Raw genomic sequence first — 26,716 nt, 5'->3', positions numbered from 1 at the left:
CGATACGGAGCCGATAAAAACATGGCCGATCTTCGCTGCACTATCGCTGGCATTACATCGCCGAATCCGTTCTGGCTTGCATCGGCGCCGCCGACCGACAAAGCGTATAACGTCAACCGCGCGTTCGAAGCGGGCTGGGGCGGCGTCGTATGGAAGACGCTCGGACTCGACCCGCATGTGGTCAACGTCAGTTCGCGTTATGGCGCCGTGCAATGGAACGGGCAACGCATGGCGGGGCTGAACAACATCGAGCTGATCACCGACCGCCCGCTCGACATCAACCTGAAAGAGATCGCGCAAGTGAAGCGCGACTGGCCGGACCGCGCGCTGATCGTCTCGTTGATGGTGCCGTGCAACGAGAAAGACTGGAAGTGGATTCTCACGCAGGTGGAAGACACCGGCGCGGATGCGGTCGAACTCAACTTCGGCTGTCCGCATGGCATGAGCGAGCGCGGCATGGGCGCGGCGGTCGGGCAAGTGCCGGAGTATGTCGAGATGGTCACGCGCTGGGTGAAGGAAGGCACGCAGTTGCCGTGTCTCGTGAAGCTCACGCCGAATATCAGCGACATTCGCATGGGGTCGCGCGCGGCGTTCAAGGGCGGCGCGGATGGCGTGTCGCTCATCAACACCATCAATTCGATCGTCTCCGTCGACCTCGACCAGATGGCGCCGATGCCCACCGTCGACGGCAAAGGCACGCACGGCGGCTACTGCGGCCCGGCCGTGAAGCCGATTGCGCTCAACATGGTCGCCGAGATCGCGCGCGACCCCGAAACGCCCGATTTGCCGATCTCGGGCATCGGCGGAATCTCCACCTGGCGCGACGCCGCCGAATTCATGGTGCTCGGCGCGGGCAGCGTGCAGGTGTGCACGGCGGCGATGCACTACGGGTTTCGCATCGTCTCCGATCTTGCTGACGGCCTCTCGAACTGGATGGACGAAAAAGGCTACGCCACGCTCGACGACATTCGCGGGCGCGCGGTGCAGAACGTGACGGACTGGAAGTACCTCAATCTCAAGTACGACATCAAGGCGCGCATCGATCAGGACAAGTGCATCAAGTGCGGGCTGTGCCATATTGCGTGCGAGGACACGTCGCATCAGGCCATTCTCAGGGAGAAGGACGGCAAGCGTCACTTCGAAGTCGTCGATGCCGAGTGCGTCGGCTGCAATCTGTGCATGCACGTATGCCCGGTCGAGCAATGCATCACGATGGAACGCGTCGATGCCGGCGAGTACGCGAACTGGACCACGCATCCGAACAATCCGGCGCGTGTCGATGCGGAAGAAGCCGCCAAAGCCGCCTGAAGTCATTGCAACGATCAACAGGAGTTCGTCCGATGAAGCAGACAGCGCAATCTGTCGATCCGAATTTCGCGGCCAACTTGCAGGCGAGCAGCCTGTATAACGACGACCTCGCGCCAACGGGTCCCGCGCAGCGCACGTGGAAGTGGTATCACTTCGCGGCGCTGTGGGTTGGCATGGTGATGAACATCGCGTCCTACATGCTCGCGGCGGGGCTCACCGAGCAGGGCATGTCGCCGTGGCAGGCGGTGGTGACGGTGTTGCTCGGCAACCTGATCGTGCTCGTGCCGATGCTCCTGATAGGTCACGCGGGGGCGAAGCACGGCATTCCTTACGCGGTGCTGGTGCGCTCGTCGTTCGGCACGCAGGGCGCGAAGTTACCGGCGCTGTTGCGGGCCGTCGTCGCATGCGGCTGGTATGGCATCCAGACGTGGCTTGGCGGCAGCGCGATCTACACGCTGCTCAACATTCTCACGGGCAACGCGCTGCACGGCGCGGCGCTGCCGCTTCTCGACATCTCTGCCGGACAGCTTGCGTGCTTCCTCGTGTTCTGGGCGCTGCAGATTTACTTCATCGTGCATGGTACCGATTCGATCCGCTGGCTCGAAAGCTGGTCCGCGCCGATCAAGGTGCTGATGTGCATCGCGCTCGTCTGGTGGGCGACGAGCAAGGCGGGCGGCATCGGCAACATGTTGTCGGCGCCGTCGCAGTTCGTCGCGGGTGGCAAGAAGGAAGGACTCTTCTGGGCGACGTTCTGGCCGGGTCTCACCGCGATGGTCGGCTTCTGGGCGACGCTCGCGCTGAACATTCCCGACTTCACGCGCTTCGCCCGCTCGCAGCGCGATCAGGTGATCGGGCAGTCCATCGGTCTGCCTGCGCCGATGGCCTTGTTGTCCGTGATTTCGGTGGTGGTGACATCGGCGACCGTCGTGATCTACGGCAAGGCGATCTGGGACCCGATCGACCTGACGAGCCGCATGACGGGCATCGGCGTGGGCGTTGCGCTCGTCATCCTCACGCTCGACACCATGTGCTGCAATCTCGCGGCCAATCTCGTCGGTCCGGCTTACGATTTTTCGAGTCTCTGGCCAAAGGGCATTTCGTATCGCGCGGGCGGCATGATCACGGCGACGATCGCCATCGTCATGATGCCGTGGAAGATTCTCGCCACCACGCAGGGTTATATCTTTACCTGGCTCGTCGGTTACTCGGCGTTGCTCGGGCCCGTCGCGGGCATTCTGATGGTCGATTACTTCCTGATTCGCGGCACCCGGCTCGATCACCGCGAACTTTTCGATGAACACGGCGAATATTCGTATAGCGGCGGCTGGAATATCGCGGCGGTCGTGGCGCTGCTCGTCGGCGTGCTGCCCAATTTGCCGGGCTTCCTGCATACGGCGTTCCCCGCGTCGTTCCCGAACGTGCCGGCGTTCTTCAACATGCTTTATACGTATGCCTGGTTCGTCGGGCTCGTGCTGGCCGCGCTCGTGTATGGTTCGTGGATGAAGCTGCGTGGCAGCCCGCAAGCCGGGGTTCTGAGCGCATGAGCGTCCGAAGGAATTTTCGAAGTACAAGATTCGCAAGGAGAAGACAATGCCAACCCTGATTCGCGGCGGCACCATCATCGATCCGGAACGCAGCTATCGCGCAGATGTCTTGTGCGCCGACGCCGCGTCCGGCGGCACGATCCTGGCGATCGGGCCGGATCTCGAAGCACCGGCGGGCACGAAGATCGTCGACGCGGGCGGACAGTACGTGATGCCCGGCGGGATCGATCCGCACACGCACATGGAACTGCCTTTCATGGGCACGACCGCCAGCGACGACTTCTATACCGGCACGGCGGCGGGCTTGTCGGGCGGCACGACGAGCATCATCGATTTCGTGATTCCGAGCCCGAAGCAACCGCTCATGGCAGCGTTCAAGGAGTGGCGCGGCTGGGCCGAGAAGGCATCGGCGGATTATGGCTTTCACGTCGCGGTGACGTGGTGGGACGAATCGGTGCATCGCGACATGGGCCTGCTCGTGCATGAGCACGGCGTCTCCAGCTTCAAGCATTTCATGGCCTACAAGAACGCGATCATGGCCGATGACGAAGTGCTCGTGAACAGCTTCACGCGCTCGCTCGAACTCGGCGCGCTGCCGACCGTGCATGCGGAAAACGGCGAGCTCGTGTTCCAGTTGCAGAAGCAACTGCTTGCGAAGGGCTTCACGGGACCGGAGGCGCATCCGCTTTCGCGCCCGCCTGAAGTGGAGGGCGAGGCGGCCAATCGCGCGATTCGCATCGCGCAGGTGCTCGGCGTGCCTATCTATATCGTGCATGTATCGGCGAAAGATGCCGTCGATGTCATCGCGCGTGCTCGCAACGATGGCCTGCGTGTGTTCGGCGAAGTGCTGCCGGGGCATCTCGTGATCGACGAATCGGTGTATCGCGATCCCGACTGGACGCGTGCCGCCGCGCACGTGATGAGCCCGCCGTTTCGCACGAGCGAGCATCGCGAGGCGCTGTGGCGCGGGCTGCAGTCCGGGCAGCTTCACACGACGGCGACGGATCATTGCGTGTTCTGTGCATCGCAAAAGGCCATGGGGCGAGAGGACTTCACGAAGATTCCAAACGGCTGCGGCGGCGTGGAAGACCGGATGTCGGTGTTGTGGCATCACGGCGTGAACATGGGGCGTCTCACGCCGAACGAGTTCGTGCGCGTGACATCGACCAACGCGGCGCAGATCTTCAATCTGTATCCGAGGAAGGGCGCGGTGCAGGTGGGTTCGGATGCGGACCTCGTCGTGTGGGACCCGGCGGCGACGCGGACCATTTCCGTAAAGACGCATCATCAGAAGGTGGATTTCAATGTGTTCGAGGGCATGACGGTGCAAGGCGTGGCCACGCATACGCTCACGCGCGGCGAACTCGCCTGGACCGATGGCGATTTGCGCGCGGTACGCGGCGCGGGTCAATACCTGAAGCGTCCGCCAAATTCGTCGTACTTCGAGGCGGCGCGCGTGCAGAACAAGCTGAAGGAGCAGCATCCGGTGGAGCGCGCGGGGGATAAGGCGATGAAGGCCGCCTGAGTGGTTCGAACCGGCCTCGTGTGGCTCGACGCTGCACGGGGCTTGGTCACATCCGAAGCATGTTCACACGCTTGCAAGCATAATCCGGCACGCTGTCCTCTTATCCAGCGCTGCCCGAATCATGCCCATGCGAAATCTCCACAAGCTTTGCCTTCTCGCTGTCACGACGGCCTTCTGCACGACGCTTTCCACTGCGCGCGCGGCGAATCCGAACGCGCTGTGGGAAATCGTCCACGACTATTGCGAGCCCGCCGCCGAGGGCGCGCCGGTCAGGCAGAAATGCGCCGACGTCAATCTCGCGGGCGGCTACGCGGTGTTGAAGGATATCGTGGGCGTCGCGCAATATCTGTTGATTCCGACGGCGCGTGTGAGCGGCATCGAAAGTCCCTTGATACTGGAGCCGCAGACGCCGAATTATTGGCGCGACGCATGGCAAGCGCGCCGTTATGTCGATGACAAACTTCGCCGCTCCTTGCCACGCGATCAAGTGTCGCTTGCAATCAACTCGGCAAGCGGGCGCACGCAGAACCAGTTGCATATTCATATCGACTGCCTCGCGTCCGACGTCGCGCAGACGTTGCGCGAAGTCGGGCCGGGCATCGGCCGCGAATGGGCGCCGTTGCCGGTGCGCTTGCGCGGGCATCGGTACGACGCCATGCGGATCGACGACGCGGATCTTACGCATACCGATCCTTTTGCGCTGCTCGCGCCTTACGCGGCGCGTCGCGGACAAACGATGGGCGACCAGACGCTATTGCTGGCCGGCGCATGGTTGCCCGATGGCAAGCCCGGGTTCTTTCTTCTCAACGATCATGTGCAACCGGGTGACTGGGCTTCGTCGGAAGAACTGCAGGATCACACGTGCGCGTTAGCCGATCGGTCTATAGAGAAACCGTGACGAAAGAGCAAGAATGACGGCAGGCTGTTTCATTCGGATCACGAAGAAAAATTTTGTGACGCCGCTTGAACGCCTCTTGTCAAACTTCTTTCATGTAGTCACGATAATGCACATCGACATCTTGTTCGATCCGCAGAAGGACGCGGCGAACGTCAATCGTCATGGCATGTCGCTGGAACGTACGCGGGAAATCGCGTGGCGAGAGGTGATGTGTCACGCAGACGCTCGTCGCGACTACGGCGAGGTACGCGAGGTCGGCTTCGTGCCGATAGAAGGGAAAGTACATTGCGTGGTGTTCACGCAGCGAGGCGGCGCATTGCGAATCATCAGCTTGCGTCGCGCCAATAACCGGGAGAATGAGAGATATGAGCGAAGCATCGTACAGGTTTTACCGCAATACGCCGGAAGAGGAGGCGGAGATCGAACGGGGCATTCAGATGGACCCCGACACCTTCGTCCCTTCAGACGAGTGGTTCGCACAGATGAAACCGTGGGCGGATCGTCTGCCGAGTGAGTCACCCGCCGAGCAGATTGCGCCGCCGCGTTGACGTCCTGCGTATGCGACTGACTTCCCCAGTCAGTCGCGCAGCAACGGGTCAATGCGCTTCACGGCTTATCACCCGATGCGCGAACACTCGCGGACCGACGCCTTCGACCCGCGCTTCCGGCATGACCCGTCGCAAAGTGCGTAATGTGAACGCAAGGTCTTCGCTCGCTACATCGAATTCGAGCCTTAGCGCGCATCCTTCGCGCTGCGCCTGACTGACATATACGCCGAGAGGCGAGTGAAACAACTGGCGGATGCGCTCGCAAGATGCATCGTCGTTCGCCATGCGGGCGCGCGCCATGATCCGCAACCGCTGATAAGCGCCGCCGTGATGGCCGGCAAACTGCGCAAGTGTCATATCCATGATCGGGCTCCATCGCGTCTTTTCTTGATATAAGCATACGCGGGGCCTTGTCAACGCCGTATCAGGAAACAGATGCGGCGCGTAAAAATCTCATTAATCGAAGCCCTGAAAAACCGCGTCGTCCGGGCCGATGGAAGCCGGCGATTTCCACGTCGCGTCGCGCATGGAATGCCGCACCTGATGCTCAACGCCTAGCAGAACGGCAAAGATCGCCATGCGGACTGCAATGCCGTTGTCGGTTTGCCGGAAGATGGCAAGACGCGGATCGTGATTCAGGTCGGTGGCGAGATCGTTCGCGCCGGGACGGCTGTCGCGCGGCAGCGGATGCATGATGAGCGTGTCGCGTCCGCAGGCTTCGTTCACGAGCGCCTGGTTGATCTGGAAGTCCGGCGTATAGCCTTCGATGGACTCGTCCGCGAAACGCTCTTTCTGAATGCGCGTGGCATAGACGACATCCGCGCCCGCAAGACCCGCGCGCAGATCGCTCGTCTGTTCGATGACATGATCGCCTCGCGCGATGCGCTCGATGATATGCGCCGGCATTTCCAGCGAACCCGGCGAAATCAGCGTGAACTTGAGGCCCTTGTAAAGCGAGAGCAGCTTGGCAAGCGAATGGACGGTGCGGCCATATTTGAGGTCGCCGACCATCGCGATATGCGCGCCATCGACTATTTTCCCGAGCCGCGAAAACTCGCGCTGGATCGTGTAGAGGTCGAGCAGCGCCTGGCTCGGATGCTCGCCGGGGCCGTCGCCCGCGTTGATCACGGGAATGTTGGTCGCACGCGCGAACTCCGCGACGGAGCCTTGCTCGGGATGCCGCACGACGATAGCGTCCGCATAGCCGCTGATCACGCGGCTCGTGTCGTAGATGGATTCGCCCTTCGCCATCGACGAGAATGTGAAGCCGGTCGTGTCGACCACCGAGCCACCGAGCCGACAGAACGCCGAGCCGAAACTCACACGGGTACGTGTGCTCGCCTCGAAGAACAGGTTCGCCAGCACCGCGCCCTCCAGCACGCGCGTGATTTTGCGGCGCCGCGCGATGGGCTGCATCATGTCCGCTGTGCGAAAGAGCGCTTCGGCCGATTCACGCGAGAACTGATCGATGGAGACGAGCTGCGGGCGGCCTTCGTATGCAATCGACGGATATACGCTTTGCGTAGATGTTCCACCCTCGGGCATGCCGTCCAGAATCTCGCCGACATAGCGCGCGGCGATCTCCGGCATGGCGCGCGATTCCGGCGACTCGTCCGGCAGAAGCCATGTGTCCAGCGCACGCCGCGAAACGCCGATGCGGGCCGCGAAGGCATCGCGGGTCATGTTCAGACGCCGCATGGCGTCGCGAAGCACGGTCTGTTGCTGGCTCACGGTCGTCGCTCCTTGAATGTACGCGGAGCGTATATTAGGTCACTCGCCGATCAGATGCAACACCAGTTCGCGATCATGCGATGCCGTGCGGTGCTCGAATACGTATATGCCTTGCCACGTGCCGAGCACCATGCGGCCCGCTTCGACCGGAATCGAGAGCTGGACGGTGGTGAGCGCGGTGCGCAGATGCGCGGGCATGTCGTCGGGACCTTCGGCGTCGTGGACATAGCGGCCCGGCGCTTCGGGCGCGACGGTTTCGAAATAGCGTTCGAGGTCCGTGCGCACGTCGGGATCGGCGTTCTCCTGAATCAAGAGCGACGCGGACGTGTGTCTGCAGAAGATGGTCAGCAAGCCGGTGCGGATATCCTGATGATCGACCCAGCGGTCGATGGCGCGCGTGACTTCGTGCAAACCGCGCGAGCCGGTTGCAACCGTCAGATGTTGAAGTGCCTGTTTCATGTCGGTCCCGTTCGAAAAGATGCGAAAGATGCGGGAAGATGCTTCTGTCAGTCTACCGGCTATGCTTTGGGCAAGGGAGCAAAGAGCGATGACATCGAAAGTCCCGCCCGGATGGCGCTATCTGACCGCGTTGGCGTGCCTGCTGCCCGTCACGCTTGCGGCACTCGCCGATGAAGCACGCGTCAATCGCGGTGACGACCCGTTCATGCAAGTATCGAAAGCAATCGCGAATTGCCCGACCCCGCGCGGTCCCGTCGAAACCGAACAGGAATGGCGCGACGAAGCGCATTACCGCATCGAGCGCGGCAATAGCTGCTGGATCGCGGGACGCTGCCGCCTCTCGAACAGCTACGCGTACGACCGGGAAATCGCCGAGAGCACGACGCGCCGCCTCAACGCGCTCAACGCGTCGCTGCAGTGGCGCGAGCACACCAGCCTGTGGCTTACGATCCAGCGCCGCTTCATCTATCTCGACGGCTGCGTCACGCGCGATTTCGACAAAGCGCGCTTCGTATCGGAATTAGGCGAGACCGCCGATGTCGAAAAGATCATCGACCGGACGACAACGCAGCCCTGAGCGCGCAATTCGCGCGTAAGCTGAAAGCAGCATCGTCCCCGGCGGTCGTCGCCCATGAAAACCCATCTTTGCGAGTGGCTCAGTCATATGTCGCTGATGGCCACGTTCTTGCCACTCGACTCCGCCGGTCTGGGTCTCGTCGTGCTGGGGCTCGGCTTACTCGTCGCGGAAATGTTCCTGCCGACCTTCGGCGCGCTCGGCATCGGCGGAATCATTGTGTTTTCGACCGGCGCGCTCATGCTCGTCAATAGCGGAGTGCCTGCCTTCGGCATGCCCTTGAGCCTCTTGACGGGGTTCGCTATCGTGGCCGCGCTCTTCGTGTTCGGCGTGTCGAGCGTCGCCTTGAAGGCGCGCAAGCGGCCCGTGGTGAGCGGCAGCGAAGCGATGCCAGGCAGTATCGGCGTGATGCTCGATGCAACCGGCGCCGCGCCCGCAAGTGGCTGGGCGCGTGTGCACGGTGAACGCTGGCGCGTGCAGACGGCTTCTTCGCGAGAACTTCCAGGCGAGGGCGCGCTCGTGCGTGTGCTGTCGCGGCACGGACTGACGCTCATGGTCGAAGCGCTGGAGCGCGACCGGCAATCGCATCAACACTAACGAGGCATTAAAAATGGGGCTTACTTTTGGGTTTGGCGGCATTGTCATTGCGCTCGTCATCATTCTCGTGCTTTCGTCGGTGCGCATTTTTCGCGAGTACGAACGCGGCGTCGTGTTCACGCTCGGCCGCTTCTGGAAAGTGAAGGGGCCGGGGCTCGTGCTGATCATTCCGGCGGTGCAGCAAGTAGTGCGGATGGACCTGCGCACCGTCGTCTTCGACGTGCCGCCGCAGGATGTCATCACGCGCGACAACATCTCGGTAAAGGTGAATGCGGTGGTGTACTTTCGCGTCGTCGACCCGGAGAAAGCGGTGATCCAGGTCGCGCGTTTTCTGGAAGCCACGAGTCAGCTCGCGCAGACCACCTTGCGCGCGATACTCGGCAAGCATGAACTCGACGATCTGCTTTCGGAACGCGAGCGCCTGAACAGCGACATTCAGCGCGTGCTCGATGCACAGACCGATGCCTGGGGCATCAAGGTATCGAATGTCGAGATCAAGGACGTGGATATCGCCGAGACGATGATCCGCGCCATCGCGCGCCAGGCCGAAGCCGAGCGCGAGCGCCGCGCGAAGATCATTCATGCGGAAGGGGAGTTGCAGGCATCCGAGAAACTTCTGCAAGCGGCTCAGATGCTGGCGCAGGCGCCGCAAGCCATGCAACTGCGCTACTTGCAGACGTTGACGACGATCGCCAGCGACAAGAGCACCACGATCGTCTTCCCCATACCGATCGATATCGTGAGCGCGGTGCTCGACAAGATCGGCAAGGGTGGCCGCGAGAGTTAAACCAGCGCGGGGAAGTCCAGCGTGGTGTCGTTCACGCGATTGAAGAGATTCGTGAAGTTGATGACGCTCGCGGCGAAGAGCGCGTCGATCACTTGCGCGTCGCTGTAACCTGCCGCGCGCACGGCATCGAGCACTTCGGCTTTCACCGTGCCGCGTGAACCGGTGGCTTCGCGCACGAAACGCACGAGCGCATCGCGTTTATCGTTGCCGGTGGCGGTACCCGCGCGAATCTGCTTCGTTTCTTCCTGCGTGAGACCGGCCAGCTTGCCGACGACCGTGTGCGCGGCTTCACAATAATCACAACCTGCCTGTCCGCTAACGGCGAGCTTCACGGCTTCGATATCGGCTTTGCTCAAACTGCTTTTAGCGAGCGTCGCGTCATTGGCGAGCGATGCCGCGAGCGCGCCGGGACTATGCGTGCCGACGGTTGCATACGCATTGGGTACGCGGCCTGCGGCCTTCTTGATCTTGGCGAAGAGTTCGGCGGCGTCGCCCGTGGCTTCGTTCACATCGACTTTGGAAATGCGGGACATGGTGTGCTCCTTTTGGTTGATTGCCATGTGTCGTGGCATGGATGCACTGTATGTCTTTGCGGGAATCGCGTGAATGCTCTCCAGGCTCGGAAAGATGCTCGCGCGTCTCAATCGAGTGGATGATGTTTCAAGAAGAGGATGGAAAGGGTTTGCTCACGAACCTCGACCCGGCGAGGCCGAAGCGCCAGGGCACGTCCATTGCCTTGGAAATGCCGATGCGCGGCCCGCTCACGATATCGACTGCATCGTCCGGTGCTTCGACGCAGAACGGCGCTTCGAGCAGCGACATGCCGTTCTGCTTATGCGTGATGCCCAGGGCTTGCGCTAGGCGGCCCGGACCGGAACAAAGCAGCTTGATGGGTTCGAGCCCGCGTCGTTCGCGCATGAGATCGAGTCCGACAAGCGGCTCGATGGCGCGAATCAGCACGCCGGCGCCATGACCTTCTTCGCGGCAAACGAAGTTCAGACACCAGTGGATGCCATAGGATCGATAGACATAAGCATGAGCGGACGGTCCGAACATGACCGCATTGCGCGGCGTGAGACCCGAGAAAGTATGCGAAGCGGGATCTTCGCGGTCGTATGCTTCGGTTTCGACGATACGTCCACCGACGCCCTCGAAAGTGACGATGGCGCCGATCAGCCGCCGCGCCACGATGTCCGACGCGGCATTGAAGTCGATAGCAGAATGGAGTGTGGGCTTGGCTTTCACAGAAGGTATTCTAACCGCGCACAAGATAACGACGGAGAGATGCTCACATGAAGTCTTCCTGGTTCCTCAAATTCTCGAATGGTCTCTCGCGCGTGGCGGGACATGCGTCGACGTTCATCATTGCGGTCGTTCTGGTGATCGTGTGGGCCGTCTCCGGGCCGATCTTTCACTTCAGCGACACATGGCAGCTTGTCATCAACACGTCGACGACCATCGTCACGTTTCTCATGGTGTTCCTCATCCAGAACACCCAGAACCGCGATACGGCCGCCATGCAGATCAAGCTCGATGAATTGATCCGTGCAGTGGACAACGCGCATAACGCTTTACTCGACCTCGAAGAACTCGACGAGAAAGACCTGGCCATTTTTCGTAAGCGCTATGCAAAACTGGCGGAGGAAGCGCGTGACGACTTGCGCTCGGCGAGCAAGGATATCGACATGCCGATTTTCCCGAACGATGCCCGACGCAAGGAAAAGAAATAGTGGGATATTGCGCCCGATGACAGTCGCGCTTAAGGTTAAACAAAAAGTTTGCAGAACGTGCTAAAGCGCGTGACAAGCAGGTATTAATGGTTGTAGCATTAACCTTACAGCGCGATATCCGGTTTTAGCGATGCTTGAATATTAAGCGGCATCGGTCGCGGCGGCGGCCTCGAACGTCGTCGAAGCCCTGCATGTAAAGGCGGAGCCTGTACGCTTGGCAAACGTTTTCTGAAAAAAATACAAAGACACGAAGAGTCGCGCGCTCGCTGTCAAGACACGCTTTAAACACGCTAAAAGAAAAATTTCTCTCTATAAAGTTTTAGCGTTGTTTGCCGACAGCGGTCTAGTTCATTCATTTTAAAACGTCGAATTAAGGCCATTTCCGGCCTCTAAATGGCGAAGTAATTCCTTGTGGCTCTAGCTAGGATTGCTGTACCCGGTACCCCTAATGCCGGGCCGCACCTACCTACTCAATGCAAAAACAAGGAATGACCAAAATGACCAAGTTTTTCAAGAAATTCATCCGCGACGAACGTGGCGTCAGCGCGATGGAATACGCGATTCTGGCTGGGATCGTCGGCGTGGCGCTCGTCGCCGTGGCAGGCACGTTCAGCACCAGCGTTTCGGGCTGGTTCACGTACCTCAACACCAAAGTCACCGCCGCCCAGAAGTAACGACGCATTCGAGATCCGCGTCTCGCGGATCTCCCCCTTTCTTTCACTCGGTATCCGGTCCATCGTGCTGCTCGCATCCCTTGCCATCCGTCTCATCGTGCTGTGCGCGCTCTTGGTGCTCGCCGTCATCGATGTCCGTGCGCGTCGCCTGCCGACCGGGATCGTGCTTGCGATCGGCTCGCTCTTCTTTGTCGATGCGTTGCTGCGAAAGCTGTCGCTCGACGAGATCATCGCGCATCTGATACTCGCGTGTGTCGTGTTCGCGGTCTGCGCCGCGCTTTTCGCCGCAAAGATGCTCGGCGGAGGCGATGCGAAACTCGCGGCCGTCATCTTTCTCTGGGCTGGCGTCAGTCTGTCGCTGCCGGCTCTCACGCTCATCTCGCTGATCGGGACCGTGGTGTCCCTCGTCAGTCTCGCCACCCGCAACATGAAGGCCGATCAGACATCGTCGCCCATGCGCGCGCTGGCGATGTTCTCCGGCGCGCGCGGCGTGCCTTACGGCGTGGCGCTGGCGCTCGGCGGCGGTCTTGTGATCGTGCTGCCGGCCGCGCTTCCCTTGTTAATGACGCATTAGGCCGGCACTCACATGTCCAACTTCATCAAGTTCGCCGTTCTTCTCGTCGGCGCCCTGCTCATCGCTCTGGTCGTGCGTGTGGTGGTGGCAAGCGCGAGCAAGCCGTCCGCGCCCACCGTCAACACGGAGAAGGTGCTGGTCAGTGCAGCCGCCTTGCCGCAGGGCTTGCTTCTGCGTGACGAGGACATCACCTGGAAACCGATGCCGGCCAACGAAGTGCCGGTCAATGCCGTCGTGTCGGGCGCGCAGAACGCGCCGGAACTCAAGGGTGCGCTGTTGCGCCATCCGGTCGAAAGCGGCGCGGTACTCGTCGCCGACGACGTGATTCTGCCGAACGCGCCGGGCTTTCTCGCCGCGACGCTCAAGCCCGAGATGCGCGCCGTCTCCGTAGCCGTCGACGATGTCTCCGGCAATGCCGGCCTGATCCAGCCGGGCGACTACATCGACCTGATCCTCACGCAGCAGATGGACCGCCGCACCGATTCGCCGGACCTCGCGGTGTCGAGCGAAACGGTGGTCGAACATGTGCGCGTACTGGCCGTCGGTTCAGAAATCAAGCGCCCGAAAGCCAGCAGCGATGTACCCGATATGAGCGCGCGCGCGCGCACCGTCACGCTCGAAGTGACGCCGCGCATGGGCGAAGTCGTGGCGGTTGCCGCGCGCCTCGGCAGTCTCTCGCTCGCCTTGCGCTCGTTTGCTACTGCCAGTCGCGATCCGGCCGCCGCCGCCGCGGCAGCCAGCGCGACGTCGACCGAACGTCCGCCAATCTGGGCCGGCGACATCTCGCGCGCCGTTCGCTCGTTGCCGCACGCAAGCCGCGCGCCGCAGAGCGCGCCTGGCGTGGCCGCCGCGCCGCCCATGCCGCGCACCGTGATGGTTTATCGGGGCTCGGAAAAGTCGGATGGTCAGAACGTCGCCCAGGCGGCAGGCGGGGCGCCCGAAAACGCGCCACCGTTGCCCGGCGTTCCGTCGCTTCCCGTCCAGCGCTAATGCCCCAAGCCGGCGGTGATCCGGCGACCAAGGAAAAGATAGTCATGAAAACGCAGTTCAGTTGGAGATCGACGCCGATGCTGCCCACCGCGGCGAGCCTGCTCGCGCTCGTGTGCGCGGCATTCGGCCTGACGCCGCTCGCGCATGCCGCCGGCGCTCAGGTGATCAACGTCGCGGCTCGTCCGGGCGCAGGTGCCGTGCCGTCTAAAGGTGCCGTTACCGCGGAGGCAAGCCAGGGCGTACTCGCACTCGATGCAGGCAAAGGCTCGATGCTTCATCTGCCCGAGGACGCCGTTTCGGTGTTCGTGGCCGACCCGAGCATCGCGGATGTGCAGGTGCCGTCGCCGCGCGCGGTCTTCGTGCTCGGCAAGAAGGCCGGTTCCACCACGGTCTACGCGCTCGGCGCGAACAACAAGCCGATCTTTCAAAAGACCGTTGTCGTGATGCGCGACATGGTCGCGTTGCGCGCCATGCTGAAGGCGCGCTTTCCCAACACGAATATCGATGTGAACGGCATACAGGGCTCGCTCATTCTGACGGGCCAGGCACAGAATCCCGCCGAGGCGGATACGGTCGTGCAGGCCATCACGCCGATGCTCGCGGACAAGGAAGTGCTCGTCAATCGCATGACCATCGACAAGCCCTTGCAGATTCAACTGCGTGTGCGGATCACGGAAGTGGACCGCAACGTGACGCAGCAGTGGGGCATCAACTGGCAGGCTATCGGCAGCGCGGCCGGCAACTGGTATAGCGGCATCTTCAGCGGCCGTCAAATCTACAACTACAACCAGCCCATCACGACTTCGTCGGGCTCGGTGACCTATCCGCTCAATCTCGCGACCAACAACGCTTACTCGCTGTTCGGCGGGTTCCGGACGGCCAACACCGATATCCGCGCGCTAGTCGATGCGCTGAATCAGGAAGGCCTGCTCACGGTGCTCGCCGAGCCCAATCTCGTCGCGCTTTCGGGCCAGACGGCGAGCTTCCTCGCGGGCGGCGAGTTTCCGATTCCGGTGTCGCAGATCAACGGCGCGATCACGGTCGAATTCAAGCAGTTCGGCGTCAAGCTCGACTTCACGCCGACCGTGCTCAACGACCGCCGCATCAGCCTGAAAGTGCGGCCGGAAGTCAGCCAGATCGACACGACGGCAAGCGTGACGACCAACGGCGTGACCGTGCCGGGCCTTTCGGTGCGCCGCGCGGATACCACCGTCGAACTGGCGAGCGGTCAGAGCTTCGCCATTGGCGGGCTGCTCCAGAGCAATACGACCGACCTCGTATCGCAAGTACCCGGCATCGGCTCGATCCCTGTGCTCGGCAAGCTGTTTTCCTCGTCGAACTACCAGAACAACAAGACCGAGCTCGTGATCATGGTGACGCCGTATATCGTCGAGCCGACCGATCCGGCCAAGCTGCGCACACCGATCGAGTCGCTGGTGTCGCCGAGCGGCGACATCGAATATGGTTTCGCCCGAATGTTTGGGGGCACCGAATCGGCACCGGGAAACCCTCGTCTCGTCGGCGCGGCCGGCTACGTCTATTGAGCCTGATGCCATGAACCACGCACGTTTCATTTCGCTCTTCACCGCCTGCTCGCTCGCTTTGCCGCTTGCTGGCTGCTTCATCAAGCCGCCCGTGAGCATGCCCGATTCACGCGTCATTGGTTACGACGGCAACGCTGCCGTGCCGCCCGACTGCGAGAAGCTCACGCGCGCCTCGCTGTTGTTCGATTCCGGCGTGCGACGCCCGTCGATGCAATGGGGCTGTGCCACCTACACCAACCTCGCGGCGCAGGTCGCGAACCCGCAAGACCTCGTGAATCCGCAGACGCTCGGCCCCGCCGATGCCGCGGTCGCCGCGAGCGCCGTGCATCGCTATGAGACGGGTCAAGTGATTCCGCTCGACACCACGACGACTACGCGCAACGGCAAGTAAGCGCGCCTTCGAGACACCGACGCCATGAGCACCACTGAATTCTCGTTGATCAAAGGCAAGTCCGCCGTGCGGGCCGCGGACTTCATCGCCTTCGTTGCCGACCGCCAGACCGAGCAGGTTCTGAAAGCCTTCGTGCTGGAGCAGGCGATGCCGCACGCGCATATCGCGGTGGGCAGTATCGACGAAGCCATCTCGCATGTCACCAAGCTCGAGCGTTCGCCGCAGTTTCTGCTGGTTGATTTGCACGACTCGGCGATGCCTCTGTCCGACCTCGGCCGGCTTGCCGAAGTGTGCGAGCCTTCGGTGCAGGTGATCGGCATTGGCGAGCGCAACGACGTCGGCCTGTTTCGCAGCCTGCTCAAGATCGGCGTGCACGACTATCTCGTCAAGCCGCTGACGGTGGAGTTGCTCAAGCGCACCGTCAACACCGCCGACGGCAAGGTGACGCCGGTGACGCTCACGCGCACGGGCAAGACCATTGCGTTCGCGGGCACGCGCGGCGGCGTCGGCGTGACGACGCTCGCGCTCAATCTTGCGCGACATCTGGCAGACACCACGCATCGGCGGGTCGCGTATGTCGATCTGAACCTGACCGGCGGCGCCGCCAACTGCATGCTCGGCACGCAGAGCAACAATGGTCTTTCGGACGTGCTGGAGAACGCGCATCGTCTCGATCCGCAATACGTCGAGCGCACGCTGATGGCGAACGGCAGCCGTCTGTTCATGCTCACCGCGGATATCGACTACGGCGCCGAGCCGCCGTACAAGCCCGGTGCGCTCGCCCGCGTGATCGAACTGCTGTGCGACAGCTTTCACTATGTGATCATCGATATCGGCAATCCGAGCGCGCCGTTGTCGCAGGAAGCGTTAAACCATGCGTCCCGCGCGTATCTCGTGACCGACCGTTCCGTGCATTCGACGCGCGAGTCGATCCGCCTTTTGCGTTACATCGAGAATCGCGACAACAATCCGCCGACCTCGATCCTGCTCAATAACCCGAGTGCGGTGAGTGCGGGCAAGGTGCAGCCGAACGACTTCATGTCGGCGGTGGGCCGCTCCGTTCTGCATGAGATCCAATTCGAAGCCAAGGCGCTCGCCACCGCCGAAAACCTTGGCGAAGCGCCCAAAGATAAGACGCCGAACGGGTTCAATCAGGCTATTACGCGTATTGCGAGCGATCTCACCGGCCAGCAAGCTGCCGCCGGGCGCTCGTTGCTGCGCAAGTTCAGTCTGAGGAGAGGCTGATGTTCGGGCAGAAGCAGGCATCCCGGGCGACGCATTCTGCATTTGCACCGGCTCAAGAAGGAGCATCCGACCAGGCGAGTATTGCCGAGCCGGCCATTCCGGTGGCGGACGCGCCCGCGCGCTTGCACGTGGCGGAGAGCAGCGAATCGCTGGTGCGCTCGGATCTGTTCAAGGTGATTCGCGCAGGCGTGTTCGGTTCGATGAACGCATCGGTGGTGGTCGGCAAGACGCGCGAGCAGATGAAGCCGGGCATCGAGCAGCTCGTGATGGAGATAGCCGAGCGCGAAGGTCTCAACGTCACGATGTCCGAGCAGCAGCAGATCGTGGGCGAACTGCTCAACGACATGTACGGCCTCGGGCCGATCGAGCCGCTGCTCGCCGACGAGAGCATCACCGACGTGCTGGTGAACGGTCCCGATCAGGTTTATGTGGAACGCCACGGCCGTCTCGAACTCACGAACTGCAAGTTCCGCGACAACGCGCACGTGACCAACGTCGCGCAGCGGATTGCGGCGGGCGTGGGGCGGCGCGTCGACGAAAGCAGCCCGATGGTCGATGCACGTCTCGCGGACGGCAGCCGGGTCAACGTCGTGCTCCCGCCGCTCGCGATTCATGGCGCGTCGATTTCCATTCGGAAGTTTTCGAAGCGCAACATCACGCTGCACCGCATGGCGCAGCAGGGCAACATGTCCCTCGCGATGGCAACCGTGCTCAAACTCGCGAGCACGTGCCGGCTCAACGTCATCGTGTCGGGCGGTACGGGTTCGGGCAAGACGACGCTGCTCAACGCGTTGTCGCACTTCATCGGTCACGGCGAACGCACGGTGACGATCGAGGACGCGGCGGAACTGCAACTGGTGCAGCCGCACGTCGTGAGCCTGGAAACGCGCCCCGAGAATGCCGAAGGTCTCGGCGCCGTGACGCAGCGCGACCTCGTGCGCAATGCGCTGCGGATGCGCCCGGACCGCATCATTCTCGGCGAAACGCGCGGCTCCGAAGCGTTCGACGTATTGCAGGCCATGAACACCGGCCACGACGGCTCGATGACCACCATCCACGCGAACACGCCGCGCGACGGCATCACGCGTCTGGAGAGTATGGTGATGATGGCAAACGGCAATCTGCCGCTCCTGTCCATTCGCCGCCAGATCGCGAGCGCGGTGCACCTGATCGTGCAGATCGAGCGGATGCGTGACGGCATGCGCCGCGTCACGCGCATCACCGAACTGGTGGGCATGGAAGGCGACGTGATCATCACGCAGGACTTGTTCACGTTCCGCTACGACGCAACCGCCTACAGCGAGGAAGTGAAGGGCGCGTACGAATCGGCGGCGGTGCGCCCGGCGTTCTCGCAGCGCGCTCAGTACTACGGTCTCGAAGATGCATTGCTCGAGGCGATGCAGCCATGAACACGATCAACCTCGTCACGATCTGCGCGTTCGTCATTGCAATTCTCGGCGGCATGATGTTTTTCATCGTGCAGGACATGCGAAATAACCAGCCGCATGCGCGCATTCGCACGCGCATGCGCGAATCGTTCGAGATGCACGGTTCGCCCGAAAAGAACGCCAGCAAGAACGAGATCAATCTGTTCAAGGTCAAGAAGCAGGAGAGCGTGTACTCGCGCTTTCTCGGGCCCAAGGTCTCGCGCCTGAAAACGGTGGCGGGGAAGAACGGCATGCGAATCGTGATCGTCGCGGCGATTCTCGGCGAGCTGCTCGCCATCGGCATGGTGGACATCATGCCGCTGCCGAGTTTCGTCCAGCCGCTTCTGATCGTCTTCCTGCCGGTCTTCACGCTGGTCAAGGCGTACAACTTTCTCGTGGAGCGCTTTCGCCGCCGTTTTCTCAACGGCTTCCCGGAACTGATCGATCTGATCGTGCGCGCGGTGCGTGCGGGCGTGCCGGTCACGCACGTCATCACCACGGCAGCCGACGAATGCGCCGAGCCGCTCAGGAGCGAGTTCAGGATCATGAGCGATTCCCTGCAAGTGGGTCTAGACCTCGAGGAAGTGCTGACGGTGGCGGTCAAGCGGATCGAGATCGCGGACTTCTCTTTTTTCTGCGTGTGTTTGCTCCTGCAGCGGGAAACCGGCGGTCAGCTCGGCGAGACGCTCGAAAACCTGGCGAACATCGTGCGCACGCGCCGCGAGATTCGCGTCAAGACCAAAGCGCTCACAGGCGAGGCGCGCATCACCACCAAGATTCTGGCGGCGGTGCCGGCTTGCATTATCGGCAGCCTGTACTTCCTCAACCGCGACTACATGAAGGTGCTCACCAACACCGACAGCGGCAGCAAGCTCCTGACCTTCGCCGTGATCTCGATCGTCATGGGACTCATGGTCATCAACAAGATTTCGAAGCTGGATACCTCGCGATGAACCCGGAACAGATCCAGACGCTCATCAACCTGCTGATGCTGATTGCGCTCTTTGCCGGGCTCGCGGGTTGGTGGCTGACGCGCCATGGCGGCCAGCGCGGCCGCATTGCGGAGCGCACCCGGCTCGCGGCGCATGCCGAGCGCATCGACCTCGCTACCGGCAACGACGACGAACTCAACTTTCGCGCGCGCGTGATGCGCCGTCTCGCGCGCATTGGCGACAAGCTGCCGCTCTTCGACGCCAAGTATCGCCTGAAGCTGCGCAAGGAACTGATCAGAAGCGGTTATCGCAGCAATCTCGCTGTCTCGGTTCTGCTGGCGTCGAAATTCTGCGTGGGGCTCATCTGTGCGACGCTCACGGTCATGCTGGGCTCGCATATTCCGATGATCGGCGCGTATCCCGCGGTGCGCGGCGCGGCGATGCTGATGGTGTTCATCGTCGGCATGATCGTTCCGGAATATCTGCTGAATTTCGTGGGTGCTCGCCGCCGCAGGGCGATGGCCGCCTCGCTGCCCGACGCGCTCGACTTGCTCGTGATCTGCACCAACGCGGGCAATAGTCTCGGCGTGTCGATCCGTCGCGTGGCCGACGAACTCGCAAGCATCTGCCCGCCGCTTTCCGACGAATTTTCCCTTACCGCCGACGAACTGAAGCTTTCTGGCGACAGCACGCGCGCGTTGAACGGGCTCGCGGAGCGCATCGATCTGCCTTCGATCCGCGCGCTCATTTCCACCCTCACTCAGTCGATGCGCTACGGCACGCCGATCACGCAGGCGCTGCGCACGTTGTCGCGTACCGAGCGTCTGCAGCATATCGTCTCGCTGGAAGAAAAGGCCGCGAAGCTCGCCCCCAAGATGGTCGTGCCGATGATGCTGTTCATTCTCCCGGCCATTGTCGTGATTGCCGCGGGGCCGGCCGTGCTCCAACTACTGGACGTTATCGCCAAAACCAAATGAAGACCGACTTCTATCTTCGCCGCCTTCCCGTGCTTGCCGGCGCGGTGCTCATCGCGCTCGTCGCGAGCGGCTGCACGACCACTGCCACGACCTCGCATCAGGTGTCCGGCATGCGCTCCGTTTCGCAAGACGGCGCTCCCGGTGCGATGAGCGAATTGCGTATCGCCGAATCCGCGCTCGAATCCGGCAACATGGACATGGCGACCACGATCTACGAAAAGATCCTGCGGGCGAATCCGCGTTCGGTCGAAGCCATGACCGGCCTTGGCAACACGCTCTACTCGGTGGGCGACTTTACGCGCGCCGGCGTCTATTACAGCAAGGCGGCAGCCATCGACGGAAACGCTCCCGCGCCGCTCATCGGCATGGCGCGCGTGGCGATTCATCAGCGCCGTTTCGACGACGCCATCGCGACGTATCGGCATGTGCTCGCCGAAAGCCCGGACGATCCGCTTGCGGCCGCCGGTCTCGGCGCCGCGTACGACATGAAGGGCGACCACGCGACGGCGCAAGCCGTGCTGCGCGATGCGCTCAAGCGCAATCCCGGCGATACCTCGCTTTCCGTGAACCTGGGCACGTCGCTCATCATGGCGGGCAAGCCGCGCGATGGCGCGAACGTGCTGCTCGACGTGACGCGCTTTCCCGCCGCGCCGCCGCAAGCCCGCCAGGATCTCGCGCTTGCTTACGGTTTGCTCGGCAACGATGACGCCGCCGCCGAAATCCTGAGCCGCGATTTGCCGAAGGCGTCGGTGCAGGACAACCTGCGCTTCTACGAACTGCAGCGCCAGCGTATCGGCACTTCGGGCACTTCGGGCGCGTCGGCCACCAGCGGCTCCAACGCAAGCGTGGCGCCCGTCGCTGCGCCGGCGGTGGCCGCCGTGAGCCTCAGGTGAGCGCCGTGCTTCATGCCCGGGCACACCGCAACGTGTCGCGCTTCTTGCGCGATGACGGCGGCAGCTCGCTGATCGAGTTCGCGATACTCGCGCCGCTCTCGTTCATCCTCATTCTGGCGACGATCGAATTCGGTCTCGACATGATGGTGGACGCCACCGTGCAGATCGCCGCGCAGCAAGCGTCGCGCGCCGGGCTCACGACCAGCGCGCCGGCGAGCGGAACGCGCGATCAGCAGGCTCAGAACCTCATCAACAACATGCTCGGCGGCTGGACCAACATCGGCGCGACGATAACGATCAATACGCTGACCTACGGGACTTACAGCAACGTGGGCACGAGCAACTACCAGAGCAGCATGGGCAATTTCGGCGATGTCGTGTCCTACAACATCACCTTGACCATGCCGCCCATCACCGGCATTCCCCGTATCTTCGGCGTCAACCAGTTGACGTTCCAGCGCAATTACATCGTGCAGAACGAAAAATGACCCACGCTCGCTCATCCGCTTCCGGGGCCGCCAGCGCGTCGCGCCGCCGCAGCTTTCTCTCCCGCCTGTGGCGCTCGAAGCGCGGCAGCGTCACGATCGAGTTCGTGATCATCTTCCCATTGATGGCGCTGATCCTGACCGGCTTCGTCGAAGCGTACATGTATCTGCGCGCGGTGAGCGTGTTGGAACATGCGACCTTCACACTCGCCGATTCGCTCGGTCAGATGCCGCGCGTCATCAACGACAATTCCACCAGCAACGCCAATAACCTCGGTTCGCTGTGGTCGGCGGCCACGCTGCTCGCCGCACCCAATACGATCAACGGGCAGGGCGCGGTCATCATCACCTCGGTGTGCGACACCAATGCCACGACCTGCGTCTTGCCGCCGGGCAAGCCGGGGACGGATCCTGGCAAGGCCGTCGTTCACTGGCGCGCATCGGCGCCGTGGAACTTGTCGGGCCTGACGACCAAGGTGTCGAGCACCGCGCCGTTGCCGTCGACCTGGCCGTTTCGCGCGGGCGACTCGGCGATCATCGTCGAGATCTACTACCAGTTCAACCCGTTTGCCATGACCTCCGCATTCTGGAAGAACTCGGTCGGCACGCAGACGCTTTATCAACGCATCTACGTGCGCTCGCGAACCGGCCAGCCGCTCGACCTGGCGAGCTCCTGATGAAACGCCGACTCTTTCCGATGCGCCGCGGCGCTTCCTCCTGCGCGACGCCCGCGCTGCGCGCGCCGTTCTTCGCCAACTTCGGTGGTCCCGCCGCACCCCGCACGCTCGCTCAACTCGTGCGTGGCGACGAGGGCGCGCTGACCGTGCTGTTCGCCGTGACCGCGAGCATGATGATCGGCACGCTGTGCACGGCGATCGACACCATCGACTATGCGCAGACGCAGGGCCGCATGCAGATGGCGCTCGACGTGGCGACGCTTTCGGCCGGTGCCGACCTCTCGCACTATGCAATGACAACGAGCGCGGACCTCGCTGCATGGCAGGCCGACGCGCGCGCCTATTACAACGCGAACATGCCGACGGGCTACATGTCGCTCACCATGCCCGACCAGAATTTCGCGGCGTCGGTGAGCGGCACGCCAGCCACCGGGCAGGTCATCAAGCTGTCGGCATCGGGTTCGGTGCCGCTCTACGCGCCGACCTTCCTCAACACCAAGTCGACATCGTCGAGTGGATCGGGTTCGGGCTCCGGAAGTTCGGGCAGCACCTTGCCCAGCACGCAAACTATCTCGGCGAGCAATACGGCGTTGCGCGTGCCCAAGAGCACGCTCGAACTCGCGTTGATTCTCGACAACACGGGCTCGATGGCTTCCGCCGCCGCCAAGGGCGGCAAGACGAGCAAGCTGAGCGGCCTGCAGGATGCCGCCAACTCGCTCGTGGCGAATATCCTTGGCGTGCAGGGCAACGACTCGTATATCGGGCTCGTGCCGTTCACGACGATGGTGAACGTCGGCTCGGCACTCAGTTCGAGCGGAACCTGGATGACGCAGACCACGAGCAAGCAGTTCGCCTACAACCCCACCAACATGTCGATGTCGAAGTGGGGTGGGTGCGCGGTCGAGCCACGCGACACGGCCGGCAACGTCTATCCGAAGGCTTACGCGCCGAAGGATTCGCCGGGCTTTACGCCCTGGTATTTCAACGTGCCGTCTACCGGCTTCACGGTCCAGACTTACGACAACAACTGTAATCTGCAGAAGAACGGCACGACGGTCGTGAAGGGCGTGCCGCTCAGCTACGCGTATTACTACGCATCGCCGGGGCTTTGCCAGTCGAAGACGCCGACCACGGTGCCGACCAACTTCATGGCGCAGTATCCGTATTCGGGTACGGTCACTTATGACCAGAATGGCAGCGACTACGACAGCCGGCCATGCTCCATCCAGCCTGCCGTGTTCCTGACGCAAGACCAGAACGCGCTGACGACGGCCATCAACAACATGGTGGCCAATGGCTCGACTCTGATTCCGACAGGTCTGCTGTGGGGCTGGCGCATGCTTTCATCGGATTGGTCCAAGTCGGTGGCGGGCAGCAACAACGGCTGGATTTCGAACGACGGCACGCTGCCGCGTCCGGAAACGACGCAAGGTTTGCAGCGTGTCGCTATCGTTCTGACCGACGGCGAGAACGATCCCGGCGATCCGTCGGGGACCATGCCGCAGCCGTTCTTTAATCAGCTCGCGCTCGGCAATCAGACGCTCAAGTCGCCGACGGTGTACGACTCGACAGGTAACGCGCTGAACGGTTTGGTGTCCAGCCCGGACGACGTCAATACGTTCCAGCTCGGTATCTGTCAGGCGATGAAGAACAGCGGCATCATCATCTACGCGATCACTTTCGGCACCTACGGGACGGACTCGGCGAGCGTGGCTGCGCAAAACACGATGCAATCCTGCGCGACGAGCGGCAACTACTATCACGCACCCGACAACGCAACGCTCAATCAGATCTTCCAGCAGATTGCGGGCAACCTGGGTGTATTGCGTCTTACGCAGTAAGGGAAAGCGGCAGGCGGGCACGTGCGTTGCTCGCCTTCCCCGGTGCAAGTCAACTTCCCAAGGAGTACCGACATGCCCGAAAAGAAAACCGTCGAAAGCGCCACCAAGGCGAAGCGCGCAGGCAAGTCCGCCAGCACCCAGGCGGGCAATTTCGTGAAAGAACAGATCGATCACATCCGCGAGGGCAAGCATGGCGCGAAGTCCGCGAAGCAGGCCATCGCCATCGGTCTATCCGAAGCCCGCCGCTCCGGCGTAAAGGTAAAGACGCCGAAGAAGGCCACCACGTCCGAGGCCACGCGCAAGAAAGCCGCACAAGACACGAAAGCCGCGCATCGCACGAGAAAGAGTCCGAGCACGGAGTCGAAGGCAAAGCGTTCCGCGACGTCCACGCGCGTGCTGAAGCGCGAAAGCACGAAGGCGGCATCGCACAAGTCGCTGTCGCGGCAGGCGCATGCAAGCGCAAGCCGGCGCTCGGCGGCGGATCGCTCGGCTGCCGCGAAGAAGGGCTGGGCAACGCGGCGCAAGAACGCCAGCGCTGCATCGAAGGGTTCATCTGCGCGTCACTCGGCACGTTGATCCGCCGCGCGCGGGAGCATTCGCGCGAACGATACGGCCATCATCGCCAGTTCTTGCGCCGCGGGCGTGAGCGGCACGCCCGCTCTTCGAAGCAGGCAGACGGGCGTCGGCGCGGCGCGTTCGGCAATCGGGATCACGGTGATGTGTTCCCGAAAAAACGGATGCGCCACGAGGCTCGCCGGTTCGAGCGCGAGGTAGTCGCTCGCGGCAATGCAATGAAGCGTGTCGAAGACCGCTTCGGTGGTCACCGCGACGTTGGGCGGGGTGAGCCGGGCCGTGTCGAATAGCGCGGACAGCTTGTTGCCCGCGTGACGCGTGCTCACCCACTCGGCATTGCAGAGACTCGAAAGCTTGCGCGCGCGTGCAAGCGGATGCCCCTTCCGCGCGATCACCGCGACATTGGAATTGAACAGCCGTGTCGTCTCCATATCATGGATGTCCGCGTCGGGCGCAATGAGTGCGAGGGCAAAATCGAGCCGTCCCTCGCGCACCCATGACGTCAGCACGCGCGACGTCGCGCTCGTCAAATGCACATCGATACGCGGACAGCGCTCTCTAAAGCTCGCGAGCAGCGCGGGAAACAGCCGCATGGTCGCATCGGCTGCCAGACCAAGCGCAACGCTGCCGGTCAATTCGCCGCGCATCTGACGCATCTCTTCTTCGGTCTTCGCACATTCGCCGAGTATCAGATCGGCGCGCACACGCAGGCGTTCGCCGGCGCTCGTCAACCGCACGCCACGTACATCGCGTTCGAAAAGCGGCCCGCCCGCTAGCGCTTCCAGCTTGCGTAACTGCTGAGTGATGCCGCTCTGCGCAATCGTCAGACGCCGCGCGGCCGCGCGCAGGCTGCCCGCCTCTGCAACGGCCACGAAGATTCGCAACTGGGTCAACGTCAATTCCATCGGCGATCTCGAAAAGTGATCATGATAATTAAAATGCCTCTTTTTAAGGGCGCTTTGTCCGCTTAGCATGAGCGCTCCAATCCCGAAAATATCCCGCCGACCCATGTTCAAAACGTTCATGCTCAGCAGCGCTCTTGCCGCCACGCTTGCGATGTCTCCGTTCGTTGCGAGCGCGAAGGACGCCGATACCTTGCGCCTGGGCATCGACCCTGGTTATCCGCCGATGGATGTGAAGACGCCCGACGGCCATGTCGCGGGCTTCGACGTCGATCTCGGCGATGAAATCTGCCGCCGCATCGCGATGCGCTGCCAGTGGGTCGAGCTCGAATTTTCCGGCATGATTCCGGCGCTGCAAGCGCGCAAGATCGACGGGATCATGTGGTCGATGGCGATCACCGACAAGCGCACGAAGCAGATTGCGTTTTCGACGAAGCTGTTCCAGTTCCGCTCACGTCTGATCGCAAGGAGCGGCGCGTCGCTCGCGCCGAGCGCGCAGGGTCTCGCCGGCAAGCGCGTCGGCGTGCAAAGCGGCAGTCAGTTCGAGACCTACGCCATGAAGAACTGGCAGCCGGGCGGCGTGGAAATCGTTGCGTATCAGAGTCAGGAGGGTGTGTTCAACGATCTCGTCGCGAGCCGGCTCGATGCCGCGTTGCTCGGCTCGGTCGAAGCAGAGCACGGCTTTCTGAAGACCGCGCGCGGCGCCGGCTTCGCGTTCGTCGGCGCACCGCTTTCCATGGGCGATCATCGCGTGGGGATGGGCATGCGCCAGGACGATGCCGCGCTGAAGACGAAGGTCGACAAGGCCGTGACCGACATGCGCGCGGACGGCACGTATCAGAAGATCGCGCACAAGTACTTCGACTTCGACGTCTACGGCGACTGAGCCT

General features: G+C 62.4%; 29 protein-coding genes and 2 pseudogenes. 25 read left to right on the top strand and 6 right to left on the bottom strand.

The window, feature by feature from the left end:
* Positions 1 to 21: 21 nt before the first annotated feature.
* The 6 genes and pseudogenes from preA to NCR98_RS17915 all read left to right on the top strand — a co-directional run bounded on the left by preA (position 22) and on the right by NCR98_RS17915 (position 5,823).
* Positions 22 to 1,308: an NAD-dependent dihydropyrimidine dehydrogenase subunit PreA gene (gene preA, locus NCR98_RS17940; protein ID WP_250526840.1), complete on the top strand. Its 1,287-nt coding sequence runs from the start codon at positions 22 to 24 to the stop codon at positions 1,306 to 1,308.
* Between the two features lie 32 nt (positions 1,309 to 1,340).
* Entirely contained in the window at positions 1,341 to 2,852 is a 1,512-nt protein-coding gene (locus NCR98_RS17935; RefSeq protein WP_250493565.1) for an NCS1 family nucleobase:cation symporter-1, read from the top strand.
* Positions 2,853 to 2,898: 46 nt separating this feature from the next.
* Positions 2,899 to 4,377, top strand: a complete 1,479-nt coding sequence (gene hydA, locus NCR98_RS17930) for a dihydropyrimidinase (protein ID WP_250526839.1) — start codon at positions 2,899 to 2,901, stop codon at positions 4,375 to 4,377.
* Between the two features lie 127 nt (positions 4,378 to 4,504).
* On the top strand, positions 4,505 to 5,275 hold the full coding sequence (locus NCR98_RS17925) for a CDP-diacylglycerol diphosphatase (protein ID WP_250526838.1): 771 nt from the start codon (positions 4,505 to 4,507) through the stop codon (positions 5,273 to 5,275).
* A gap of 13 nt (positions 5,276 to 5,288) precedes the next feature.
* Positions 5,289 to 5,618, top strand: a pseudogene (locus NCR98_RS33335) (BrnT family toxin); the annotation flags it as partial.
* 22 nt (positions 5,619 to 5,640) lie between these two features.
* A complete protein-coding gene (locus NCR98_RS17915) occupies positions 5,641 to 5,823 on the top strand; it encodes a hypothetical protein (RefSeq protein ID WP_244829747.1) in 183 nt (60 codons plus the stop codon).
* Positions 5,824 to 5,871: 48 nt separating this feature from the next.
* On the opposite strand, the gene NCR98_RS17910 is transcribed toward NCR98_RS17915, so the two are convergent.
* From NCR98_RS17910 to NCR98_RS17900, 3 genes are all read right to left on the bottom strand, one after another.
* Positions 5,872 to 6,186, bottom strand: coding sequence for a hypothetical protein (locus NCR98_RS17910; RefSeq protein WP_250526837.1), 315 nt, complete (start codon positions 6,184 to 6,186; stop codon positions 5,872 to 5,874).
* A gap of 93 nt (positions 6,187 to 6,279) precedes the next feature.
* The gene (locus tag NCR98_RS17905) at positions 6,280 to 7,521 is read right to left on the bottom strand and encodes an aspartate carbamoyltransferase (protein ID WP_244829687.1); all 1,242 of its coding nucleotides are present in this window, start codon (positions 7,519 to 7,521) and stop codon (positions 6,280 to 6,282) included.
* Between the two features lie 72 nt (positions 7,522 to 7,593).
* Positions 7,594 to 8,013, bottom strand: a complete 420-nt coding sequence (locus NCR98_RS17900; protein WP_244829385.1) for a secondary thiamine-phosphate synthase enzyme YjbQ — start codon at positions 8,011 to 8,013, stop codon at positions 7,594 to 7,596.
* An 88-nt stretch (positions 8,014 to 8,101) separates the two neighbouring features.
* Here NCR98_RS17900 and NCR98_RS17895 point away from each other — a divergent pair, with 88 nt between their 5' ends.
* The 3 genes and pseudogenes from NCR98_RS17895 to NCR98_RS17885 all read left to right on the top strand — a co-directional run bounded on the left by NCR98_RS17895 (position 8,102) and on the right by NCR98_RS17885 (position 9,971).
* Complete coding sequence (locus NCR98_RS17895) at positions 8,102 to 8,590, top strand: BON domain-containing protein (protein WP_250526836.1); 489 nt, start codon at positions 8,102 to 8,104, stop codon at positions 8,588 to 8,590.
* Positions 8,591 to 8,698: 108 nt separating this feature from the next.
* A pseudogene (locus NCR98_RS17890) lies at positions 8,699 to 9,184 on the top strand (NfeD family protein); the annotation flags it as partial.
* Positions 9,185 to 9,197: 13 nt separating this feature from the next.
* On the top strand, positions 9,198 to 9,971 hold the full coding sequence (locus NCR98_RS17885) for a slipin family protein (RefSeq protein ID WP_244829387.1): 774 nt from the start codon (positions 9,198 to 9,200) through the stop codon (positions 9,969 to 9,971).
* Here NCR98_RS17885 and NCR98_RS17880 read toward each other — a convergent pair.
* Entirely contained in the window at positions 9,968 to 10,504 is a 537-nt protein-coding gene (locus NCR98_RS17880; protein ID WP_250526835.1) for a carboxymuconolactone decarboxylase family protein, read from the bottom strand. The genes NCR98_RS17885 and NCR98_RS17880 overlap by 4 nt on opposite strands.
* A 127-nt stretch (positions 10,505 to 10,631) precedes the next feature.
* The gene (locus NCR98_RS17875; RefSeq protein ID WP_250526834.1) at positions 10,632 to 11,216 is read right to left on the bottom strand and encodes a DNA-3-methyladenine glycosylase; all 585 of its coding nucleotides are present in this window, start codon (positions 11,214 to 11,216) and stop codon (positions 10,632 to 10,634) included.
* A gap of 47 nt (positions 11,217 to 11,263) precedes the next feature.
* Here NCR98_RS17875 and NCR98_RS17870 point away from each other — a divergent pair, with 47 nt between their 5' ends.
* From NCR98_RS17870 to NCR98_RS17800, 15 genes are all read left to right on the top strand, one after another.
* Positions 11,264 to 11,701 (top strand): low affinity iron permease family protein, encoded by a 438-nt coding sequence (locus tag NCR98_RS17870; protein ID WP_244829390.1) that lies wholly within the window; start codon positions 11,264 to 11,266, stop codon positions 11,699 to 11,701.
* Positions 11,702 to 12,198: 497 nt separating this feature from the next.
* Positions 12,199 to 12,375, top strand: coding sequence for a Flp family type IVb pilin (locus NCR98_RS17865; protein ID WP_244829391.1), 177 nt, complete (start codon positions 12,199 to 12,201; stop codon positions 12,373 to 12,375).
* Positions 12,376 to 12,439: 64 nt separating this feature from the next.
* Positions 12,440 to 12,949, top strand: a complete 510-nt coding sequence (locus tag NCR98_RS17860; protein WP_250467343.1) for an A24 family peptidase — start codon at positions 12,440 to 12,442, stop codon at positions 12,947 to 12,949.
* Positions 12,950 to 12,961: 12 nt separating this feature from the next.
* A complete protein-coding gene (cpaB, locus tag NCR98_RS17855) occupies positions 12,962 to 13,939 on the top strand; it encodes a Flp pilus assembly protein CpaB (RefSeq protein WP_244829393.1) in 978 nt (325 codons plus the stop codon).
* Between the two features lie 44 nt (positions 13,940 to 13,983).
* The gene (locus NCR98_RS17850; RefSeq protein ID WP_250526833.1) at positions 13,984 to 15,483 is read left to right on the top strand and encodes a type II and III secretion system protein family protein; all 1,500 of its coding nucleotides are present in this window, start codon (positions 13,984 to 13,986) and stop codon (positions 15,481 to 15,483) included.
* Between the two features lie 10 nt (positions 15,484 to 15,493).
* Complete coding sequence (locus tag NCR98_RS17845; protein WP_244829395.1) at positions 15,494 to 15,874, top strand: CpaD family pilus assembly lipoprotein; 381 nt, start codon at positions 15,494 to 15,496, stop codon at positions 15,872 to 15,874.
* 24 nt (positions 15,875 to 15,898) lie between these two features.
* Positions 15,899 to 17,119, top strand: a complete 1,221-nt coding sequence (locus NCR98_RS17840) for a CpaE/TadZ family protein (RefSeq protein WP_244829396.1) — start codon at positions 15,899 to 15,901, stop codon at positions 17,117 to 17,119.
* Complete coding sequence (locus NCR98_RS17835) at positions 17,119 to 18,528, top strand: TadA family conjugal transfer-associated ATPase (RefSeq protein ID WP_244829397.1); 1,410 nt, start codon at positions 17,119 to 17,121, stop codon at positions 18,526 to 18,528. Before NCR98_RS17840 ends, NCR98_RS17835 begins: the two co-directional genes overlap by 1 nt.
* The gene (locus NCR98_RS17830; protein WP_244829398.1) at positions 18,525 to 19,499 is read left to right on the top strand and encodes a type II secretion system F family protein; all 975 of its coding nucleotides are present in this window, start codon (positions 18,525 to 18,527) and stop codon (positions 19,497 to 19,499) included. Before NCR98_RS17835 ends, NCR98_RS17830 begins: the two co-directional genes overlap by 4 nt.
* Entirely contained in the window at positions 19,496 to 20,455 is a 960-nt protein-coding gene (locus NCR98_RS17825) for a type II secretion system F family protein (protein WP_244829399.1), read from the top strand. The genes NCR98_RS17830 and NCR98_RS17825 overlap by 4 nt, the downstream gene beginning before the upstream one ends.
* Complete coding sequence (locus tag NCR98_RS17820) at positions 20,452 to 21,348, top strand: tetratricopeptide repeat protein (RefSeq protein WP_250467339.1); 897 nt, start codon at positions 20,452 to 20,454, stop codon at positions 21,346 to 21,348. The genes NCR98_RS17825 and NCR98_RS17820 overlap by 4 nt, the downstream gene beginning before the upstream one ends.
* Before the next feature lie 5 nt (positions 21,349 to 21,353).
* Positions 21,354 to 21,836, top strand: coding sequence for a TadE/TadG family type IV pilus assembly protein (locus NCR98_RS17815; RefSeq protein WP_244829401.1), 483 nt, complete (start codon positions 21,354 to 21,356; stop codon positions 21,834 to 21,836).
* Positions 21,833 to 22,510 carry a TadE/TadG family type IV pilus assembly protein gene (locus NCR98_RS17810; protein WP_244829402.1) on the top strand — a complete coding sequence of 226 codons (678 nt, stop codon included), beginning with the start codon at positions 21,833 to 21,835 and terminating at the stop codon, positions 22,508 to 22,510. The genes NCR98_RS17815 and NCR98_RS17810 overlap by 4 nt, the downstream gene beginning before the upstream one ends.
* The gene (locus NCR98_RS17805; protein WP_250467338.1) at positions 22,510 to 24,351 is read left to right on the top strand and encodes a TadE/TadG family type IV pilus assembly protein; all 1,842 of its coding nucleotides are present in this window, start codon (positions 22,510 to 22,512) and stop codon (positions 24,349 to 24,351) included. The genes NCR98_RS17810 and NCR98_RS17805 overlap by 1 nt, the downstream gene beginning before the upstream one ends.
* Before the next feature lie 72 nt (positions 24,352 to 24,423).
* Entirely contained in the window at positions 24,424 to 24,927 is a 504-nt protein-coding gene (locus NCR98_RS17800; protein WP_250467337.1) for a DUF6496 domain-containing protein, read from the top strand.
* Here the strand turns inward: NCR98_RS17800 and NCR98_RS17795 are convergent.
* Positions 24,912 to 25,829 (bottom strand): LysR family transcriptional regulator, encoded by a 918-nt coding sequence (locus tag NCR98_RS17795; protein WP_250526832.1) that lies wholly within the window; start codon positions 25,827 to 25,829, stop codon positions 24,912 to 24,914. The genes NCR98_RS17800 and NCR98_RS17795 overlap by 16 nt on opposite strands.
* Positions 25,830 to 25,947: 118 nt before the next feature.
* On the opposite strand from NCR98_RS17795, the gene NCR98_RS17790 reads away from it, so the two are divergent.
* On the top strand, positions 25,948 to 26,712 hold the full coding sequence (locus tag NCR98_RS17790) for a transporter substrate-binding domain-containing protein (protein WP_250526831.1): 765 nt from the start codon (positions 25,948 to 25,950) through the stop codon (positions 26,710 to 26,712).
* Positions 26,713 to 26,716 lie beyond the last annotated feature (4 nt).

This window comes from Caballeronia sp. GAWG2-1, assembly GCF_023631405.1.
In the GTDB taxonomy this organism is placed as follows: Bacteria; Pseudomonadota; Gammaproteobacteria; order Burkholderiales; family Burkholderiaceae; genus Caballeronia.
This window is presented reverse-complemented; position numbering and strand designations above follow the sequence as displayed.